Here is a 1,712-nt window from a genome sequence, read left to right on the forward strand (position 1 = left end):
CGGGCAGCGGCGGGCCGTTCTTCGCCGGATCGCTCAGCGCGACCATCCGGTGGCAGGCGCCGCGGATGAAGCGCAGCTGGGTGCTCCGCCCGAACAGCTCGAATCCCAGCCGCACCACCGGGTTCGCGATCGGCGCCGCCCGCGAGTACGCCTGCACGCGGAATTCGACCGCGCCGCTGGTGAGGTCCTTGCGCACCGAGAAACCCATCTGCCCCTGCTCCAGATGTCCTTGCAAAGTGCGGTAATTCCACCCCCACCGGCGCACCCCGGACGCGGTGTCGTCGACGACCTCGCCCACCCGGCACGGCAACCGGAAGGTGAGGCCGTAGAACCGGGTCACCAGCAGCAGGTCCGATTCCGCGAGAGTGTCCGACGAGTGGTGCACGCGCTGCACCAGCGTGGGGTCGGCGAACTCGTAGTGCCGCACCAGCGAGCAGGCGACTTCCCAGGTACCGCCCGGCAGCGGCTCGCCCGGCGGTTCGGCACGCAGCTGCTGGCGGAAGTCGTCGATGTGCCAGTCCGCTGCTGCGGGGGTCCGGGGCACGTCGAAGTTCAACGGCAACTCGGCAAGCCGCTGCACTTGCTCGGCTCCTCGCCGGGGGAACACGCCCACCTCCTCATTGTCGACGTCGCTCGCAAAGCCTGGGGTGGAGAGCCTCATCCCTCCCGCCCGGTGTAGATCTCCACGCCCTGGACCATCTGCCCGCCTGCGGCCGCGCAAACCCGCTCGCAGCAGTGCACCCAGAGGTACGCCTGCATGAACTTGGACAGCTGGAGCCGGTCGTAGAGCAGGTCGGCGGCCCAGCTGCCGCTGCGCGCCCAGGATTCGATCTCGAAGATCAGCTCCGTGCCGCGGTCTTCGGCGCGGAACTCGATCTGCCCGGCTTCCAGGTGCCCGCGCCGGGTGGCGAGCCGGAACGACCGCGGGGTCTGCGCGACCACGCGCACCGGGCCGTTCCACGGGCCCGGCATCCGCACCACCAGGTCGTCGCCGAGCCGCAGGTCGCGGTGATCCCCTTCGGGCTCGAACCGCGCCACCTCGCTCGGGACCATCGAGTCCGGCGCCGCCATGAACCACGCCATCACCGTCTCGGCCTCCCGCAGGTGCACGTGCACGCGCACGCCGTAGCGGCGGTGGAACAGCGGACCGACTCCGTCTTCGATGCGTTGCAGGTCCGCACCGGTGGCCGGTTCCGGCGAGCGCACCTGTGCGGTCTCTTCCACCTGGTGCACCGGGATGTCGGTGGTGAGCTGCCGCAGCGCGGCGAACGCGAGTCCGGGCGGCCAACGCCACAGCCAGGCGCCGATCACTCCGCGCCACCCTCCAGCTTCCGGCGGGCCCTGGCGCGTTCGGCGGCTCGGCGGCGGGCCTGATCGCGCATCACCAGCTGGGTCTGCTCCGGAGTGGGGTGGCCCTCGCCCATCGCCATCTCCGCCTCGCGGTACTGCTGTTGCTGCTCATCGGTTTCGCTCGCCTCGAAGTCGAGCTGTTCCTCCGGGTGCGGGCGGTTCTTGCGCATCGGGTGTTCCCGGCGGTACGGGTTGTCCGGTGGCAACCCGCCGGACATCCGCCCGTAGAGCCCGGTGAACAGCAGGATCATCCCCACGATCAAGCTGAAGAACACGTTCGGCAGCCGGAACGCCAGGATGTTCAGGGAGGTGTGCAGGATCGCCAGGTGCACTAGCCCGGACAGCAGGAAAACCCCGCCGAA

The 1,712-nt window shown here is 70.0% G+C and carries 2 protein-coding genes and 1 pseudogene; all 3 read right to left on the reverse strand.

Annotation, left to right across the window (positions count from 1 at the left end):
* Positions 1 to 580: DUF1990 domain-containing protein (locus IJH84_RS20525; protein WP_295147766.1), on the reverse strand; the 580-nt coding region annotated here is incomplete at its 3' end.
* Between the two features lie 77 nt (positions 581 to 657).
* Positions 658 to 1,311 (reverse strand): DUF1990 family protein, encoded by a 654-nt coding sequence (locus tag IJH84_RS20530; protein ID WP_295147768.1) that lies wholly within the window; start codon positions 1,309 to 1,311, stop codon positions 658 to 660.
* Positions 1,308 to 1,712: pseudogene (locus tag IJH84_RS20535) on the reverse strand (DUF4383 domain-containing protein); the annotation flags it as partial. The gene IJH84_RS20530 and the pseudogene IJH84_RS20535, both read right to left, overlap by 4 nt.

Source organism: Saccharopolyspora sp., assembly GCF_017434145.1.
GTDB lineage: Bacteria > Actinomycetota > Actinomycetes > Mycobacteriales > Pseudonocardiaceae > Saccharopolyspora_C > Saccharopolyspora_C galaxeae.